Annotated in this window: 17 protein-coding genes and 1 other annotated feature; of the genes, 9 read left to right on the top strand and 8 right to left on the bottom strand. The window is 55.4% G+C overall.

Going from position 1 to position 17,606, the window contains the following annotated elements; all coding sequences use genetic code 11:
* Positions 1–98 precede the first annotated feature (98 nt).
* Both ibpB and ibpA read right to left on the bottom strand, forming a co-directional pair.
* Positions 99–527 carry a small heat shock chaperone IbpB gene (gene ibpB / locus ACG0Z5_RS14835; RefSeq protein ID WP_394448532.1) on the bottom strand — a complete coding sequence of 143 codons (429 nt, stop codon included), beginning with the start codon at positions 525–527 and terminating at the stop codon, positions 99–101.
* A 111-nt stretch (positions 528–638) separates the two neighbouring features.
* Positions 639–1,052: a small heat shock chaperone IbpA gene (ibpA, locus tag ACG0Z5_RS14830; RefSeq protein WP_319786035.1), complete on the bottom strand. Its 414-nt coding sequence runs from the start codon at positions 1,050–1,052 to the stop codon at positions 639–641.
* Positions 1,046–1,120: a sequence feature (ROSE (Repression Of Heat Shock gene Expression) occurs in the 5'-region of heat shock genes and acts as an RNA thermometer to modulate expression.), on the bottom strand. Its footprint overlaps the gene before it by 7 nt.
* Positions 1,121–1,362: 242 nt before the next feature.
* Here ibpA and ACG0Z5_RS14825 point away from each other — a divergent pair.
* Entirely contained in the window at positions 1,363–1,695 is a 333-nt protein-coding gene (locus ACG0Z5_RS14825) for a YceK/YidQ family lipoprotein (protein WP_394448529.1), read from the top strand.
* A gap of 1 nt (position 1,696) precedes the next feature.
* Here ACG0Z5_RS14825 and ACG0Z5_RS14820 read toward each other — a convergent pair whose 3' ends face one another.
* The 6 genes from ACG0Z5_RS14820 to dnaA all read right to left on the bottom strand — a co-directional run bounded on the left by ACG0Z5_RS14820 (position 1,697) and on the right by dnaA (position 9,993).
* Complete coding sequence (locus tag ACG0Z5_RS14820; protein ID WP_394448526.1) at positions 1,697–2,920, bottom strand: DUF3748 domain-containing protein; 1,224 nt, start codon at positions 2,918–2,920, stop codon at positions 1,697–1,699.
* 58 nt (positions 2,921–2,978) lie between these two features.
* The gene (yidA, locus tag ACG0Z5_RS14815; RefSeq protein WP_394448523.1) at positions 2,979–3,791 is read right to left on the bottom strand and encodes a sugar-phosphatase; all 813 of its coding nucleotides are present in this window, start codon (positions 3,789–3,791) and stop codon (positions 2,979–2,981) included.
* Between the two features lie 177 nt (positions 3,792–3,968).
* Positions 3,969–6,383, bottom strand: coding sequence for a DNA topoisomerase (ATP-hydrolyzing) subunit B (gene gyrB, locus ACG0Z5_RS14810; RefSeq protein WP_394448520.1), 2,415 nt, complete (start codon positions 6,381–6,383; stop codon positions 3,969–3,971).
* A gap of 28 nt (positions 6,384–6,411) precedes the next feature.
* Complete coding sequence (gene recF / locus ACG0Z5_RS14805) at positions 6,412–7,485, bottom strand: DNA replication/repair protein RecF (protein ID WP_319627288.1); 1,074 nt, start codon at positions 7,483–7,485, stop codon at positions 6,412–6,414.
* On the bottom strand, positions 7,485–8,585 hold the full coding sequence (dnaN, locus tag ACG0Z5_RS14800) for a DNA polymerase III subunit beta (protein WP_319627289.1): 1,101 nt from the start codon (positions 8,583–8,585) through the stop codon (positions 7,485–7,487). Before dnaN ends, recF begins: the two co-directional genes overlap by 1 nt.
* Positions 8,586–8,589: 4 nt before the next feature.
* The gene (gene dnaA / locus ACG0Z5_RS14795; protein WP_319627290.1) at positions 8,590–9,993 is read right to left on the bottom strand and encodes a chromosomal replication initiator protein DnaA; all 1,404 of its coding nucleotides are present in this window, start codon (positions 9,991–9,993) and stop codon (positions 8,590–8,592) included.
* 600 nt (positions 9,994–10,593) lie between these two features.
* On the opposite strand from dnaA, the gene rpmH reads away from it, so the two are divergent.
* From rpmH to ACG0Z5_RS14755, 8 genes are all read left to right on the top strand, one after another.
* Positions 10,594–10,734: a 50S ribosomal protein L34 gene (gene rpmH / locus ACG0Z5_RS14790; protein WP_003849659.1), complete on the top strand. Its 141-nt coding sequence runs from the start codon at positions 10,594–10,596 to the stop codon at positions 10,732–10,734.
* A 16-nt stretch (positions 10,735–10,750) separates the two neighbouring features.
* Complete coding sequence (rnpA, locus tag ACG0Z5_RS14785) at positions 10,751–11,110, top strand: ribonuclease P protein component (RefSeq protein WP_156565723.1); 360 nt, start codon at positions 10,751–10,753, stop codon at positions 11,108–11,110.
* Positions 11,074–11,331 (top strand): membrane protein insertion efficiency factor YidD, encoded by a 258-nt coding sequence (yidD, locus tag ACG0Z5_RS14780; protein WP_394448513.1) that lies wholly within the window; start codon positions 11,074–11,076, stop codon positions 11,329–11,331. The genes rnpA and yidD overlap by 37 nt, the downstream gene beginning before the upstream one ends.
* A 2-nt stretch (positions 11,332–11,333) precedes the next feature.
* Positions 11,334–12,980: a membrane protein insertase YidC gene (gene yidC / locus ACG0Z5_RS14775; RefSeq protein ID WP_319627292.1), complete on the top strand. Its 1,647-nt coding sequence runs from the start codon at positions 11,334–11,336 to the stop codon at positions 12,978–12,980.
* 74 nt (positions 12,981–13,054) lie between these two features.
* Entirely contained in the window at positions 13,055–14,419 is a 1,365-nt protein-coding gene (mnmE, locus tag ACG0Z5_RS14770; protein ID WP_394448509.1) for a tRNA uridine-5-carboxymethylaminomethyl(34) synthesis GTPase MnmE, read from the top strand.
* Between the two features lie 132 nt (positions 14,420–14,551).
* Entirely contained in the window at positions 14,552–15,736 is a 1,185-nt protein-coding gene (locus ACG0Z5_RS14765; protein ID WP_394448506.1) for an MFS transporter, read from the top strand.
* Positions 15,705–16,685 (top strand): HTH-type transcriptional regulator YidZ, encoded by a 981-nt coding sequence (gene yidZ / locus ACG0Z5_RS14760; protein ID WP_394448503.1) that lies wholly within the window; start codon positions 15,705–15,707, stop codon positions 16,683–16,685. Before ACG0Z5_RS14765 ends, yidZ begins: the two co-directional genes overlap by 32 nt.
* A 163-nt stretch (positions 16,686–16,848) precedes the next feature.
* Positions 16,849–17,598: a 4'-phosphopantetheinyl transferase family protein gene (locus tag ACG0Z5_RS14755; RefSeq protein WP_394448501.1), complete on the top strand. Its 750-nt coding sequence runs from the start codon at positions 16,849–16,851 to the stop codon at positions 17,596–17,598.
* The last annotated feature ends 8 nt before the right edge of the window (positions 17,599–17,606 follow it).

Genomic DNA, 17,606 nt, shown 5'->3' with positions numbered 1-17,606 from the left:
TTACGAATAACAGGGATTCTTGCAGAAATCACCGGGGATGTATGGATCGTGGCGCACAAAAAAGCCCCGACTGGCGGGGCTTCGTGAGTGCTAAAACCTTAGCTATTTAACGCCGGGCGTTCGCTGATGGCGATCCGCTGTGGGGCGATGGCTTCTGGCACGTTACGGGTTAAATCAATGTGCAGCAGCCCGTTGGTAAAGGTCGCCCCGCTGACTTCCATATGTTCAGCCAGGGTGAAACTCAAATTGAATGCCTGCATCACCAGCCCCTGATGAAGGTAGGACGGCTCTTTCTCAGGCTTGGTCGGGTTACCTTTAATCGTCAGACGGGTACCTTCCAGCTGGATGTCCAACTCATCCTGACGGAAGCCCGCCAGCGCCAGGGTGATGCGATAGTGGTTATCGTCGCTCTTTTCGATGTTATACGGTGGGAAACCTTGGGCATCACCGGTATTGAGCATGGCGTTGGCCAGTTTATCGAAGCCAATCCACTGACGCAGCATCGGGGTTAAATCGTAATTACGCATGATGTTTCTCCTTCTAAGAAGCGAGTGTGTACCTGCAAGTTCTGGACTCGCAGTTGCTCCCTTACGGCGAGCATGGGGTTGTCGTTGGGCGGCGAAGGCCGCCCGTCAGAATCAGTTTATTTCGATCCGGCGCGGTTTGTTGGCTTCAGGAACCACGCGCTGCAAATCGATGTACAGCAGGCCGTTTACCAGGTTGGCACCTTTAACATGAATATTTTCTGCCAGCTGGAATTTGCGCTCAAAGTTGCGTTCGGCGATGCCCTGATACAGATAGGTACGTTCTTTTTGTTCATCAGGGTGAGAGCCTTTGACCACCAGCAGGTTATCCTGGGCGGTAATGTCCAGCTCGCTTTCGGCAAATCCGGCCACCGCAATGGCGATGCGGTAATGGTTTTCGTCTACTAATTCAACGTTGTACGGAGGATATCCGCCGTTGCTCTGGCTCTGGTTGTTTTCGAGCAGGTTAAACAGACGGTCAAAACCAATCGCGGAACGGTACAGCGGGGAAAGATCGAAGTTACGCATAATCTAAAAGCTCCTGAAATCAGCGAGAATACACAGACCTTCCACAATGGACAGGTCACGCGCCCCAAACACCCCTCAGGCATGTTCGTTAGTGGGCCACACTCTTAAAATGGGATTTCTGGAACGTTTATCAAGGGTACATGTCTTACTTTTTTTGCACTTTCGGTCACAGGACATAGACTGAAAGACTGCACAGGCAGGGAAAGTGCGACAGGCGCCACAGAGCGCTGGTTTCGGACTATTTATTTTTTCAGCGGGCCGTTATAACCCGATACACAAGCACTTCGCGTGCTGGCCAAGATGATAACGCATGATGAAAATTTTAATTTTGTTACCCGTTTTATGTTCAGGGATGATGGCACTGACAGGTTGCTCCAGCGTGATGTCTCACACCGGTGGCAAAGAAGGGACTTACCCAGGCACACGCGCCAGTGCAGAAATGCTGGGCGATGAAGCCACCGGCTGGGGAACCAAGTCGCTGGTAGCCCTGGATATGCCCTTCACCGCCGTCGCGGATACGCTGCTGCTGCCGTGGGATCTGTTCCGCAAAGATAATACCGTTCGCACCCGCGTGGAGAAAAGCGAGAAGGAAACGCAGGCGATGAATGCCGTTATTCCGCCTGCTGCGATGCCAGTGCCATAACTCAGCCCGCTGTTTTCGCGGCCCACAGCTGACGATAGCCGTGCGTTTCCTGCATCCAGGCGACGACATCTCCCGTGGGGGAGAAAACCACCGCATCGCCTGACGGGGGATTTTCATGATCGGCCGTCAAAAAGCGAATCTCGCCGCGCTGCGCATCGCAAAGCGCAATCCGATTTTCCAGCACAAATCCCAGCCATTTCCCTGACGGATGCCAGTTGAACGCCGACTGGATGCCGCTGCACTGCGTCAGTTGGCGCAGGCCGCTGCCATCGGCGGCAATCAGCCACAGCTGTACCACGCCCGCGTCATCGCGCATCAGAAACGCAATGCTGTTGCCCTGGGGATCAGCGCGTACCCAATGGCGCGGCACGTTCACCAGCCCCGGATACGCCCGGTCATGGGTAAAGGTCAGACGACGCTGAACCACGCCTGCGGGTGGCGCGGGGAGGGTGTTTTCCGTCCCACACAGCGGGGCCTCGCCCACTTTTTTCCAGCCAGCTTCCTCTGTCGGCAGCGTGACGATAAACAGCTCCGGCACTTTTTCACCACTGAGCGACAGAGTATCGCCGATAAACGCCAGCTGTGAATTGCCGACCCAACCTTCTTCATAGGCACGATTGATTTCATCGCTGCCCGGCTGCGGCGTCGGGGTGGTCTGGCTGACCAGCACGCTCCAGTGGCTGCCCGCATATTCACGCGGATGATGGCCCGACGGGGTAACCGGGCCAAACGGCACCGCCACCCCAACGTTGCGCAAATCCAGCGCCGGGTCGCGCTCACGCAGCACGTGATCGTTATAGGTAAAGCTCACGTTCTCGCCGTTCGGGCTATACACATGAACATGACTGCCACCGCGCAGCGCGCCCGCTGTAAACGGCGGCGTGATATCCATCGCATCGAGATTATGGGTGTCGCTCTGAGACGTCACCACGCCACGACGGTGGTGGAAATCGTACTGCCAGGTCGCATCCGGGTGTTCCGGGCCATGAATGAAGACGTAACGTTCGTCCTGCGGATGCACTGTAACTACGCCCACATGGGCCCCGTCGGTGGCTCGGTAAATCACCTCTGTTTCGCCGCTGTGGATATTGACGCGCTCAATGGTTTCTCCGGTAAACGAAGCGCCGGAAGGACGCACGTCGAACACCAGCCATTGGCCGTCAGGCGTCCAGGTTTGGGTGTTGGTTAACTGGTGATGGCGGGAGGCAAAAGTGATTTGTTTCATGGAGGTACCCTGATGCGCGTTGGTTGCATCAGGGTATAGCAAAGCCTGGCGCTTTACATCAGTTCAGGACGAACTTCTCAATCGCGTAGGCTACGCCGTCTTCCAGGTTGGATTTGGTGACAAAGTTAGCGACCTCTTTCACCGAAGGAATGGCGTTTTCCATCGCCACGCCCATGCCTGCGTATTCGATCATCGCGATGTCATTTTCCTGGTCGCCCAGCGTCATGACCTCTTCCGGCTTGATACCCAGCGTATCGGCCAGCGATTTCACACCCGTGCCTTTATTGACGCGTTTATCGAGGATTTCGAGGAAGTACGGCGCACTTTTCAGCACGGTGTATTTCTCTTTCACTTCTGCCGGAATGCGGGAAATAGCCTTGTCGAGAATCGCGGGTTCATCAATCATCATCACTTTCAGCAGCTGAATATCGCGATCCATGTTTTCCGCTTCGCAGAACACCAGCGGGATAGTCGCCACGTAGGATTCATGCACGGTGTAGTAGCTCACATCGCGGTTGGCGGTGTACAGCGTGTTGCGATCGAGCGCGTGGAAGTGGGAACCCACCTCGCGGGAAAGCTGTTCCAGATAGCGGTAATCATCGTAACTCAATGCCGTTTGCGCCACCGTGCTGCCGTCGCTGGCTTTCTGCACCAGAGCGCCGTTGTAGGTGATGCAGTAATCGCCTTCCTGCTCCATGTGCAGTTCTTTCAGATAGTTATGGACACCCGCATACGGGCGACCGGTACACAGCACCACCTTCACGCCGCGTTCACGCGCCGCCGCAATGGCCTTTTTAACCGCCGGAGAAATAGTATGGTCGGGCAGTAGCAACGTTCCGTCCATGTCGATTGCAATGAGTTTGATAGCCATAGGATCCCCGAGATAAGTGAGTTCTTACTCATGCTAACGCGATTTAGCTCAAAAAACAGCAAAAGAGTCGGGATAAAAGGGGGATGGGGATAGAGGGGAATATCCTCTTTTGCGGCAATAAAAAGCCCGGTGCGCTCACGCTTACCGGGCCTACGACATTATTGCAGAACACGGATATTAAATATCGATGTTCGCCGCTTTCAGGGCGTTCTCTTCGATAAACGCGCGACGCGGTTCAACGGCATCACCCATCAGGGTGGTGAACAGCTGATCGGCGGCGATAGCGTCTTTGACGGTCACGCGCAGCATACGGCGGCTTTCTGGATCCATGGTGGTTTCCCACAGCTGATCCGGGTTCATTTCACCCAGACCTTTATAACGCTGAATAGACAGACCGCGACGTGACTCTTTCACCAGCCATTCCAGCGCTTGCTCGAAGCTGGCAACCGGCTGACGACGCTCGCCACGTTCGATAAACGCATCTTCCTCGATCAGGCCACGCAGCTTCTCGCCGAGCGTACAGATACGACGGTATTCGCCACCGGTAACGAACTCCTGATCCAGCGGATAATCAGTATCCACACCGTGAGTACGCACGCGGATAATAGGCTCGAACAGGTGCTGCTCGGCGTTCTCACGAACGTCAAACTGCCACATGCTGCCCGCCTGCTCGATTTCGTTGAGCTCAGTGACCAGCTGGTTCACCCAGCGGGTCACTTTCTGCTCATCGCTCAGCTCAGCTTCTGCCAGCGTTGGCTGGTAGATCAGGGCTTTCAACAGCGAACGCGGGAAACGACGCTCCATACGGCCAATCATTTTCTGAGCCGCGTTGAATTCGGCAACCAGTTTTTCCAGCGCCTCACCAGCCAGGGCCGGAGCACTGGCGTTGGTGTGCAGAGTGGCACCGTCAAGCGCGATAGAGATTTGGTACTGATCCATCGCTTCGTCGTCTTTAATGTACTGTTCCTGCTTACCTTTCTTCACTTTGTACAGCGGCGGCTGCGCGATATACACGTGGCCACGCTCGACAATTTCCGGCATCTGACGGTAGAAGAAGGTCAACAGCAGCGTACGGATGTGCGAACCATCGACGTCGGCATCGGTCATGATGATGATGCTGTGATAGCGCAGTTTGTCCGGATTGTATTCGTCACGACCAATGCCACAGCCCAGGGCTGTGATAAGCGTCGCCACTTCCTGCGAGGAGAGCATTTTATCGAAACGCGCTTTCTCTACGTTGAGGATTTTACCCTTCAGCGGCAGAATCGCCTGGTTCTTACGGTTACGGCCCTGCTTCGCAGACCCGCCCGCAGAGTCCCCTTCCACGAGGTACAGTTCGGACAGTGCCGGGTCACGTTCCTGACAGTCCGCCAGTTTGCCCGGGAGGCCTGCTAAGTCCAGCGCGCCTTTACGACGGGTCATTTCACGGGCTTTACGCGCCGCTTCACGGGCACGTGCCGCATCAATAATTTTGCCGACCACGATTTTCGCATCGGACGGATTTTCCAGCAGGTATTCCGCCAGCAGTTCGTTCATCTGCTGTTCAACCGCGGTTTTCACTTCGGAAGAAACCAGCTTGTCTTTGGTCTGCGAGGAGAATTTCGGATCCGGCACTTTCACCGACACGACGGCAATCAGACCTTCACGGGCATCGTCCCCGGTGGCACTGACTTTGGCTTTTTTGCTGTAGCCTTCTTTGTCCATGTAGGCGTTCAGGGTACGGGTCATCGCCGCACGGAAACCCGCCAGGTGTGTGCCGCCATCGCGCTGTGGAATGTTGTTGGTGAAGCAGTAGATGTTTTCCTGGAAACCATCGTTCCACTGCAGCGCCACTTCCACGCCGATACCGTCTTTTTCGGTGGAGAAGTAGAAGATATTCGGGTGAATTGGCGTTTTGTTTTTGTTCAGATACTCAACGAACGCTTTGATGCCGCCTTCGTAGTGGAAATGATCTTCTTTGCCATCACGCTTGTCGCGCAGACGAATCGACACGCCGGAGTTCAGGAACGACAGCTCGCGCAGGCGTTTAGCCAGAATTTCGTATTCGAATTCGATGACGTTGGTGAAGGTTTCGTAGCTCGGCCAGAAACGGACCTGAGTCCCGGTGGCTTCGGTTTCGCCAGTCACTGCCAGCGGAGCCTGCGGCACACCGTGGACGTAAATCTGCTGGTGGACTTTGCCTTCGCGGCGAATCACCAGTTCCAGCTTCTGCGACAGGGCGTTTACAACGGATACGCCGACGCCGTGCAGACCACCGGACACTTTATAGGAGTTATCATCGAATTTACCGCCTGCGTGCAGGACGGTCATGATCACTTCCGCCGCAGAAACACCCTCTTCCGGGTGAATGCCGGTCGGAATACCACGGCCATCATCCGTTACGGAAACGGAGTTATCGGCGTGAATGGTGACCACGATGTCTTTACAGTGACCCGCGAGCGCTTCGTCGATAGCGTTATCCACGACCTCGAATACCATGTGGTGCAGACCGGTGCCGTCATCCGTGTCGCCGATATACATACCCGGGCGCTTACGCACCGCATCCAGCCCTTTCAGGACTTTGATACTGGAGGAGTCATAAGAATTCGACATCAACGTTTCTCGCTCATTTAAACTTGGGTTAATCCGTTATTTTACCTTTTTCCACGCTGAACATCTTCGAATTTTTGTCCGACATGTCCATTACGTGTTCAGCGCTAATCGCACTGACAAAAACCTGCGACTCGGTCGCTTTGAGCCTGCTTGCTAACAGACCGCGGCGCTCGTCATCAAGTTCCGAGGCAAAATCATCTATGAGGTACAGGCAGCGTCGCCCGCTTTCGCGGGTCAGAAACTCACCTTGCGCCAGACGTAAGGCGCACATCAGCAGTTTGAGCTGCCCTCGCGAAAGTGTGTCCTCCACCGGTGCGCCATCAGCACGAATGCGGAAATCCGCTTTGTGCGGCCCATGGGCGGTGTAGGTCAGCATACGATCGCGCTCGAAATTCCGTTCAAGCACCTCAGAATAGTCGGTCTCTTTTTCCCAGCCACGCTGGAAAGAAAAGCTGAGACTGAACTCAGGAAGAAACTGTTTGCAGGTATCTGCCATATCTTCGGCGATGCCTGCGCTGTACTCCGCTCGCCATTGGCTGATTTGCTCTGCCAGCGGAATAAGTTCGAGATCCCACGGGCGCAGCTGCGCGTAGCGGGTCACCTGACGCAATGCGGCGTTACGCTGTTTCAGCAAACGCTTGAGATTGCTCCAGGCGGTAAAGAAACCGGCTTCGTTGTGAAAGCATCCCCAATCAAGGAACGCTCTTCTGTATTTGGGGCCGCCGTTGAGTAATGTAAACCCTTCGGGGGTGATGAGCTGCATCGGCATCAGCAGCGCCAGCTCGGCCACCTTGTGACCGTCGGTGCCGTCGATGCGGACTTTGCTGTCGCCCTGTTTGTCTTTGGTGAGGCCAATCGAGATTTCGCGTTCCTGGCCCTGCAAGCGCCCGTGTAAGACAAAGGACTCCTGCTCGTGGCGGATCACGCGGCCTATCTGCAAACTGCGAAACGCCCGACCGTGGCCGAGCGTATAGATGGCTTCCAGCACGCTGGTTTTGCCACTGCCGTTAGCGCCGACCAGAAAGTTAAAGCCAGGGGATAGTGCAAGATCCGCGCTCTCGATGTTGCGAAAGTCGCGGATCAACAAGCGGGTTAACGCCATTACAATCTCATTGGCATAACGACGTAAGCCGCGCTCTGGCTGGCTGCGTCTTCAATCTGGACGCTGGAAACAGAATCGGTCAGCAGAATACGGACATTCTCGCACTTCAGCGCGTTGAGCACATCCAGCACGTAACTGACGTTGAAGCCGATTTCCATCTCGGTCCCGGCGTAGGTGACATCCAGAATTTCTTCTGCTTCTTCCTGCTCCGGGTTGTTGGCGGTGATTTTCAGCTGATTTTCGCTGACATACAGACGCACACCGCGGAATTTCTCGTTCGAGAGAATGGCCGCGCGGGCAAACGCCTGCTTGAGGATATCGCAGCCTGCATCCAGGTGTTTATCCGGATTTTTCGGCAACACGCGACGGTAGTCCGGGAAACGACCATCCACCAGTTTAGAGGTGAAGATGAAATCACCCACGTGCGCACGAATGTTGTTGCTGCCAATCTGCACGCGCATTGGGTTTTCGCCGCCGTCGAGCATACGCATCAGCTCAATCACGCCTTTACGCGGCACGATAACCGAATGGTTCGGCAACGTTTCGCCAATTGGCATGGAACAGACCGCCAGACGGTGACCGTCGGTCGCCACGGTACGCAGTTCTTCCCCTTCGGTTTCGAACAGCATGCCGTTTAAATAGTAGCGAACGTCCTGGTGCGCCATTGAGAACTGGGTCGCTTCAATCAGACGTTTCATCGTCGCCTGGGCCACGGTGAATTCGACTTCGCTCTGCCAGTCGTCGAGGTTCGGGAAGTCAGCAGCAGGCAACGTGGACAGCGAGAAACGGCTGCGGCCAGAGCGCACCAACATGCGGTCGCCCTCAAGCTGCACGGCGATTTCAGCGCCTTCCGGCAGACCACGGCAAATATCGAAGAACTTGCGCGCCGGCACGGTAGTAGCACCCGGTTCGTGCGGCTGGGACAGCGCGACGCGTGCGACCATTTCCATTTCAAGGTCGGTCCCGGTCAGTGACAGGGAACCGTCTGCGACCTGCAACAGCAGATTGCCCAGAATCGGCAACGTTGGGCGGCCACCTAATGGGCCACTTACCTGCTGCAGTGGTTTTAATAAATGTTCACGTTCAACGGTAAATTTCATAGCGTCACGAAGATAATGTTCTGATTAAATTGGAGAAATCTTCTTTGATGTCATGGCTTTCTTCACGCAACTGCTCGATCTTGCGGCACGCATGCAGCACGGTCGTGTGGTCGCGGCCACCAAACGCATCGCCGATTTCCGGCAGGCTGTGGTTAGTGAGTTCTTTGGCCAGCGCCATCGCCATCTGGCGCGGACGCGCCACAGAGCGGGAACGACGCTTGGACAGCAGATCCGCCACTTTGATCTTATAGTACTCCGCCACCGTCTTCTGAATATTGTCGATGGTGACCAGTTTTTCCTGCAGCGCCAGCAGATCGCGCAGCGCTTCACGCACGAAATCGATGGTAATCGCCCGGCCGGTAAAGTTGGCATTGGCGATAACGCGGTTCAGTGCGCCTTCAAGCTCACGCACGTTGGAACGCAGACGTTTGGCGATGAAGAACGCCACTTCGCCAGGCAGACGGATATCATTCTCGTCGGCCTTTTTCATCAGGATCGCCACTCGCGTTTCAAGCTCAGGCGGCTCGATCGCGACGGTTAATCCCCAGCCGAAACGGGATTTGAGACGATCTTCAACGCCGTTGATCTCTTTAGGATAGCGATCCGACGTCAGGATGATCTGTTGATTCCCTTCCAACAGTGCATTGAAAGTGTGGAAGAATTCTTCCTGAGAACGCTCTTTGTTGGCAAAGAACTGAATGTCATCGATAAGCAGGGCGTCAACGGAACGGTAGTAGCGTTTGAACTCTTCGATGGCGTTGTTTTGCAGGGCTTTCACCATGTCCTGCACAAAACGCTCGGAGTGCATGTACACCACTTTAGCATTCGGCTTACGGGCAATGATGCCATTGCCTACGGCGTGTAAAAGGTGCGTTTTACCGAGACCCGTACCGCCATAAAGGAATAAAGGGTTGTAAGCGCCGCCAGGGTTATCTGCCACCTGACGTGCCGCTGCCCGAGCCAACTGGTTCGATTTACCTTCTACGAAGTTATCAAAGGTATGCTTTACGTTGACGTTGGAACGGTAGGAGTGCTCTGCCGGGGCAGGAACGTTGTCCCAGCCCGATCGCGTCTGGTGCGTGGCGCGAGGGATCTGCTGCTGAACCTGAGCGTGCGCCTGAACCGTTGCGACCTGCGCGGTTTCCTTCACGACCTGCACGGCAGGACGGGCACCGACTTCAAATCGCAGCTGCGGGGCATCGGCACCGCAGAAATCGTTCAACAGTCCGTTGATGTTATTAAGGTACTTATCCCTTACCCAATCGAGCACGAAACGGTTTGGTGCATATAATGCCAGCGTGTTATCGCTTAGTTCCGCCTGCAATGGGCGGATCCACATGCTGAATTCTGTGGCTGGTAACTCATCCTGCAATCGGGCAAGACACTGCTGCCAAAGCGAAAGTGACACGGCGGACTCCACTCGAACTAAAAAAAGGGTGAAACTGAAATAATGATTGTTGGCACACGTCGGACAGCCCACAGGTCGGTGAGGGTGACGTGCGAACCGCTATCAGCGGTTATACCCCGTTCAGGATCCAGGAAACGATCGGGACCGCGGATCATAGCCTAAACTGAGCCAGAGATCTTCTGTTTCTCACAGATTCTTCCCGATTTATCCACAGGGAAGATCGAGACCGGCTAAGTGTAAACGATCCTGTCTCGGGTGAGGGGCGATTTCGCCCGCATATTGGAAAATTTAATGAGTGACGGCAATTTTTTGCTTAATCGATCTAATAAAGATCCCGGGCGATCCTTGCGATTTCAACGGCAGGCTTTATAATCCTCCACCCGGTGCGAGCTACAGGTTAACCCGTACCGGAGCCGGTCATTTTCCATGCGAAATCGTGCGGAAATACGCGGGAAATAAGGTAAAGAGAATTGACTCCGGAGTGTACAATTATTACAATCCGGCCTCTTTAATCACCCACACTGAAGCGGAAGTCGTTCGAAACTCGTTCGGGTACACGCAAAAGTCAGTGAATTTATTCAAGTTTAGGTAGAAATCGCCATGAAACGCACTTTTCAACCGTCTGTACTGAAGCGCAACCGTTCTCACGGCTTCCGTGCTCGTATGGCTACTAAAAATGGTCGTCAGGTTCTGGCACGTCGTCGTGCTAAAGGCCGTTCTCGTCTGACCGTTTCCAAGTAATAAAGCTAACCCCTGAGTGGTTAAGCTAGCATTTCCCAGGGAGTTACGTTTGTTAACTCCCACTCATTTCACATTCGTCTTCCAGCAGCCGCAACGGGCTGGCACGCCGCAAATCACCATCCTCGGCCGCCTAAATTCGCTGGGGCATCCCCGCATCGGTCTTACTGTCGCCAAGAAAAACGTTAAACGCGCCCATGAACGCAATCGGATTAAACGTCTGACGCGTGAGAGCTTCCGTTTACGTCAGCATGAACTTCCCGCTATGGATTTCGTGGTGGTAGCTAAGAAAGGGGTTGCAGACCTCGATAACCGGGCACTTACGGAAGCGTTGGAAAAATTATGGCGCCGTCACTGTCGCCTGGCTCACGGGTCCTGATAGCCCTTATCCGGGTCTATCAACGCCTGATTAGTCCGCTACTCGGGCCACACTGCCGTTTTACCCCCACCTGTTCACAATACGGAATTGAGGCATTGCGCAGGTTTGGGATGATAAAAGGCAGTTGGTTGACGGTGAAACGCGTATTAAAATGCCACCCTTTACACCCGGGTGGTGACGATCCCGTCCCACCAGGACCAACAAACACCAGAGAACACTAACGATGGATTCGCAACGCAATCTTCTTATCATCGCTTTGTTGTTCGTGTCTTTCATGATCTGGCAGGCATGGGAGCAGGATAAAAATCCTCAGCCTCAGCAGCAGATTACGCAGACTACGACCACCGCCGCGGGCAGCGCCGCCGACCAGGGCGTTCCGGCCAGTGGCCAGGGAAAACTGATTACGGTGAAAACCGACGTGCTGGAACTCGTCATCAACACCCGTGGTGGTGATGTTGAGCAGGCACTGCTGTTAACTTATCCGAAAACTCAGAATTCTAACGAGCCGTTTAAGTTACTGGATACCTCACCGCAGTTTATCTATCAGGCACAGAGCGGTCTGACCGGTCGTGATGGCCCGGATAACCCGGCTAATGGTTCACGTCCGCTGTACAACATTGATAAAGATGCGTTTGTTCTGGCTGATGGACAGAATGAACTGACTATTCCGCTGACTTACACCGATAAAGCGGGCAACACCTTCACCAAAACCTTCACCCTGAAACGTGGTGGATATGCGGTGAACGTGGGCTACGACGTGAAGAACGCCAGCGATAAACCGCTGGAAATCTCCGAATTCGGCCAGCTGAAGCAGTCTATCAATCTGCCACCAGAACTCGATACCAAAGGCGGCGGCCTGTCTACTATGCATACCTTCCGCGGCGCGGCGTACTCCACGCCAGACGCGAAGTATGAGAAATACAAATTCGACACCATCGCGGATAACGAGAACCTGAACATCAGTTCTAAAGGCGGTTGGGTGGCGATGCTGCAGCAGTACTTTGCGACCGCATGGGTGCCGAGCAGCAACAGTTCGAACAACTTCTACACTGCCAACCTCGGTAACGGGATTGCGGCGATTGGCTATAAGTCTCAGCCGGTTCTGGTTCAGCCAGGCCAGGCAGCAAGCCTTGCCAGCACCCTGTGGGTAGGCCCGGAAATTCAGGACAAAATGGCGGCCGTTGCGCCACACCTTGACCTGAGCGTGGACTATGGCTGGTTGTGGTTCATTTCTCAGCCGCTGTTTAAGCTGCTGAAATTTATCCACAGCTTCCTCGGTAACTGGGGCTTCTCCATTATCGTTATCACCTTTATCGTTCGTGGCATCATGTACCCGCTGACCAAAGCGCAGTACACCTCCATGGCGAAGATGCGTATGCTGCAGCCGAAGATTCAGGCTATGCGTGAGCGTCTGGGCGATGACAAACAGCGTCAGAGCCAGGAAATGATGGCCCTGTATAAAGCAGAGAAAGTGAACCCGCTCGGCGGCTGCTTCCCTCTGATTATTCAGATGCCTATCTTCCTTGCGCTGTACTACATGCTGATGGGCTCCGTTGAACTGCGCCATGCGCCGTTTGCTCTGTGGATCCATGACCTGTCCGCACAGGACCCGTACTACATCCTGCCGATCCTGATGGGCGTAACGATGTTCTTCATCCAGAAGATGTCGCCGACCACCGTGACCGACCCGATGCAGCAGAAGATCATGACCTTCATGCCGGTCATCTTCACCGTGTTCTTCCTGTGGTTCCCGTCAGGTCTGGTGCTGTACTATATCGTCAGCAACCTGGTGACGATTATCCAGCAGCAGCTGATTTACCGTGGTCTGGAAAAACGTGGTCTGCATAGCCGCGAAAAGAAAAAATCCTGATTCGGTAGGCATTCGCTAAAATGGAAGGCGGTCAGATGACCGCCTTTTTTATTAGGTATTGAAAGAGACAAACCATGAACCATAACGACACGATTGTTGCCCAGGCCACACCGCCAGGACGCGGCGGCGTGGGTATCCTGCGTATTTCCGGCCTGAAAGCTCGCGAGGTCGCGCAGGCGGTGCTGGGCAAACTGCCTAAGCCGCGTTACGCCGATTACCTGCCGTTTCGCGATGCCGAAGGCAATACGCTGGATCAGGGCATTGCCCTATGGTTCCCGGGGCCGAACTCCTTTACCGGCGAAGACGTGCTGGAGCTGCAGGGCCACGGCGGCCCGGTTATTCTCGATTTACTGCTTAAACGCATTCTGACGCTGCCGGGGATTCGAATCGCCAATCCGGGCGAGTTTTCCGAACGCGCCTTTCTGAACGACAAGCTCGACCTGGCGCAGGCCGAAGCCATCGCCGACTTGATTGACGCCAGCTCAGAACAAGCCGCCCGCTCGGCGATGAACTCGTTACAGGGCGCGTTTTCTGCCCGGGTGAATCATCTGGTGGAAGCGCTGACGCATCTGCGAATTTACGTCGAGGCGGCGATTGATTTCCCTGACGAAGAAATAGATTTCCTCTCCGATGGCAAAATCGAAGCCCAGCTCAACACCGTTATTGGCGACCTTGACGCCGTTCGCGCGGAAGCACGTCAGGGCAGCCTGCTGCGTGAAGGGATGAAAGTGGTGATTGCCGGGCGACCTAACGCCGGGAAATCGAGCCTGCTGAATGCGCTGGCGGGCCGTGAAGCCGCCATCGTAACCGACATCGCCGGAACCACGCGTGACGTACTGCGTGAACACATTCATATCGACGGTATGCCGCTGCATATCATTGATACCGCGGGGTTACGTGATGCCAGCGATGAAGTGGAGCGGATCGGTATTGAACGCGCCTGGCAGGAGATCGAGCAGGCCGATCGGGTGCTGTTTATGGTCGACAGCACCACTACATCCGCCGTCGATCCGGCAGCGATCTGGCCTGACTTTATCGCCCGTTTACCGGCCAATCTGCCGATAACCGTAGTGCGTAATAAAGCGGACATCACCGGGGAAGACGTGGGCCTAAGCGAGATGAACGGTCACTCCCTGATTCGTCTTTCTGCCCGGCAGGGCGAAGGCGTGGATATTCTGCGGAACCATCTTAAGCAGAGCATGGGCTTTGAGACCAACATGGAAGGTGGGTTCCTCGCCCGTCGTCGCCATTTGCAGGCGCTTGAAGCGGCGGCCAACCATCTGCAACAGGGCAAAGCGCAGCTGTTAGGTGCCTGGGCGGGTGAACTACTGGCCGAAGAACTGCGTCTGGCACAGCAGGCGTTAAGCGAAATCACCGGGGAGTTTACCTCCGACGACCTGCTGGGCCGGATCTTTTCGAGCTTCTGTATCGGCAAATAAGTCCGTCTGTGTTCCCGTAAAACCCACCGCTCCGGTGGGTTTTTCCATTCTGGAAAACACTGTTGTCCAAAAGGCAACTCGTGTACGCCGCCAAAGCCCCGTATCCTCGCCGAACTTTCCTGTGAGGTATCTATGGCCCGCTTCCTGTTTTGCAGTTTTGCTCTGGTTCTGCTTTATCCCTCCGGGATTGATATGTATCTGGTCGGCCTGCCCCGTATCGCGGCGGACCTTTCGGCCAGCGAAGCGCAGCTACATATCGCGTTTTCGGTCTATCTGGCGGGCATGGCCACAGCGATGCTGATTGCCGGACGCATTGCGGACAAAGCCGGACGACAGCCGGTGGCTATCTGCGGTGCCATCGTTTTTGCGCTGGCCTCCGCGCTGTGTGCCAACGCGGTCACCAGCGATATGTTCCTGGCCGGGCGCTTTATTCAGGGCATCGGGGCGGGGGGCTGTTACGTGGTGGCGTTTGCCATTATGCGCGACACCCTGGATAACCGTCGTCGGGCGAAAGTGCTGTCGCTGCTGAACGGCATCACCTGTATCGTGCCGGTGCTGGCACCGGTTCTCGGCAATCTCATCATGATGAAATTCCCGTGGCAAAGCCTGTTCTGGGTGATGGTCGCAATGGGAATAATCGTATGCCTGCTGTCGACGCTGGTGCTGAAAGAGACCCATCCGGGCACCCGCGCGGATCCTGCCACGACGTCATCTTCGACGACTGAATCCCTGACCAGTCGCTTCTTTATCAGCCGCGTGGCGATCACGACGCTCAGCGTGACCGCGATCCTCACCTACGTGAATATCTCCCCGGTCCTGCTGATGGAAGTCCTGCATTTTGACCGTGGCGAATACTCCACCATTATGGCGCTGACCGCGCTGGTGAGTATGCTGGTGGCCTTCTCAACGCCGTTTGCGCTGTCGCTATTCCGCCAGCGCACGTTGATGCTAACCGCCCAAGGGCTGTTTTTTGTGGCAGCGGTGATACTGGCGTCAGCAAGCTCTTCCGCCGGAATGCTGTTCGGCTTGACGCTGATTTGTGCGGGCTTCTCACTCGGGTTCGGCGTGACAATGAGCCAGGCACTCGGCCCCTTCTCGCTGCGCGCTGGGGTGGCAAGCTCCGTTCTCGGTATCGCCCAGGTGTGCGGTTCGTCGTTGTATATCTGGCTGGCCGCCATTTTTGGCGTCGGGGCGTTGAATATGCTGATCGGGATACTGATTAGCTGTAGCATGGTCTGCATCCTGTTGCTCATCTTCGTTTCCGCCCGCGCGGACGCGCCGGACAATGAAAAAATCCCTGACCAGTCTCGATCTTAACTTACTCTTTTGCCTGCAACTTCTGTTACAGGAGCGCAGCGTCAGCAAGACGGCGAAACGGATGAACGTCACGCCGTCTGCGGTCAGCAAATCGCTGGCCAAGCTGCGCGACTGGTTTAACGACCCGCTGTTTGTCAAAACCCCGACCGGCCTGCATCCTACGCCGCTGGCGGTCAGCATGGAGCAGGATCTGGCCGACTGGATGCAGATGAGCCACCAGCTGCTGGATAAACCGCATCACGATACCCCGCGCGGGCTAACCTTTGAGCTGGCCGCGGAATCCCCGCTGATGCTGATCGTGTTTAATGCCCTGACCCAACAAATCCACCAGCGCTATGCCCAGGCCACCGTGCGGCTGCGCAACTGGGATTACGATTCGCTGGACGCGATTGTGCGCGGTGAGGTGGATTTGGGCTTCACCGGCCGGGAAAGCCATCCGCGCTCGCGGGAATCCCTCAGCCTGCTGCCGTGGTTTATCGATTTTGAAGTGCTGTTCACCGACGTTCCCCGCGTTTATCTGCGGGAAGATCATCCGGCGCTACAGGAAGAGTGGAATCTTGAGACGTTCCTGCGCTATCCGCACATCAGCATCTGCTGGGAAAAGAGCGATACCTGGGCGCTGGATGAAGTGTTGAATGAATCAGGCCACCAGCGCCAAATTGCGCTGAGCCTGCCGGGCTTTGAGGCCTCGATGTTTATGGCAGCGCAGCCCGACCATACGCTGCTCGCCACCGCACCTTATTACTGTCAGCACTATAATCAACAGCACGGCCTGAAACTGGTGACGCGGCCGATGCCGTTAGACGAAGCACAGATGCAGAAACTGGCGGTGCCGTTCACCCTGATGTGGCATAAGCGCAACGGCCATAATCCCAAGATTATTTGGATGAAGTCGATGCTGAAGCAACTGTACCGGGAAGCGTTTCAATCCGGGGTACTCAGCGATTAGCCGGGAAAATGTGTGACCTGGCGGGCTATTGCGCCTAAGGAAATGTAAATATGCTGGCCGATCACTATTCATCGCCCTTATTCCACATTAAAACCTCATCAACCTGGGCAATAATAGAGACTGAGTTTCCAGTACCACTGACCATTAATCACGGAGCGACATAATGGCAACGCATTTTGCAAGAGGGATCCTTACCGATGGGCATCTGCACTCAGTCCGACTCTCCTCATCCTGTCACAATGAATCACGCCTGCTGCCTGCGCATCGCCGGGCGCGATTCCTGGCCTCGCGGGCGTTACTCGCCGAACTGCTGTTTATGCTGTATGGCATCAGCGAGCTCCCGGACATCATAACCCGGCCAGACGGCAAACCGGTGTTTCGCGACAGCACCCAGCCGCGTTTCTCTATCGCCTACGCCGGGAATATCGTTGGCGTTGCGCTGACCACCGAAGGCGAGTGCGGTCTGGATATGGAACTCCAGCGCGCGACGCGCAGTTTCCACAGCCCGGCCGCGCCCGGCGCCTATCCTTTTAGCAGTAACGAAAATCTGTGGATTAAAAATCAGACCGACCCGAACGAAGCGCGCGCGCAGCTGCTGGCCTTGCGCCAGAGCGTCCTCAAACTCACCGGCGATATTCATCAAGACTCGCCGCAGCAGCTTCAGCTGTTGCCGGGCTCAGGCCGCCTGCGCGCCGCTAAATTGATGCAGATAGAAGCCATTTGTGACGCCGAGGACGTGCTGGTGTGGTCTATCGCTGCCACGCCTGCTATTGAGCGCCTGAAGGTTTGGGAATTCGACAGCAAAAACGGCTGGCGCGGTTTGCCGGATATGCAGCTCCGCGCCAGTGAACCCGCCGCGCGCCTGATGCGTTTTACCAGCCTGCCGGCGGAAAAAGCCCTTATACTGAACTGACTCATCAT

This window comes from Scandinavium sp. M-37 (assembly GCF_043558715.1).
GTDB classification, from domain to species: Bacteria; Pseudomonadota; Gammaproteobacteria; order Enterobacterales; family Enterobacteriaceae; genus Scandinavium; species Scandinavium vulneris_A.
The sequence above is the reverse complement of the archived record's forward strand: the minus strand, read 5'-3'. Positions and strand labels throughout refer to the sequence as shown.